This window comes from Anaerotignum faecicola (assembly GCA_024460105.1).
Classification (GTDB): Bacteria; Bacillota; Clostridia; order Lachnospirales; family Anaerotignaceae; genus JANFXS01.
On sequence record JANFXS010000368.1, the window covers coordinates 1 to 426 of the forward strand.

The window sequence follows — 426 nt, forward strand, 5'->3', positions numbered from 1 at the left end:
GAGACAGCAAAATTAACGAATATCAGTGTGCGCACACTCCATTATTACGATGAGATAGGACTGCTCAAACCAACCGACACGACGGAAGCGGGATACCGTTATTACGACGAAGAGGCGCTGGCAGTGCTGCAGCAGATTTTGCTGTACCGGGAACTGGATTTTCCTCTGAAGGAAATCAAGGACATGTTGTCGAAGCCTGACTATGACCGCCAGGAAGCGCTTGCGGTCCATAAGTCGCTGCTTTTGCTGAAGATCGAGCGGCTGCGCCGGCTTACCGGACTGGTGGACAGTATGATGAGAGGAGAAAATACCATGAGTTTTCAGGAATTTGATATGCACGAGATAGAAGAAGCAAAGAAAAAGTACGCCAATGAAGCGAAGAAACGCTGGGGTGATACCCAAGCATACCGCGAAAGCGAAAAGAAG

Annotated in this window: 1 protein-coding gene; it reads left to right on the forward strand. The window is 49.1% G+C overall.

The window, feature by feature from the left end; translation table 11 throughout:
* Nucleotides 1-426, forward strand: a 426-nt coding sequence (locus NE664_14420; GenBank protein MCQ4727829.1) for a MerR family transcriptional regulator, incomplete at both ends; no start/stop codon positions are given.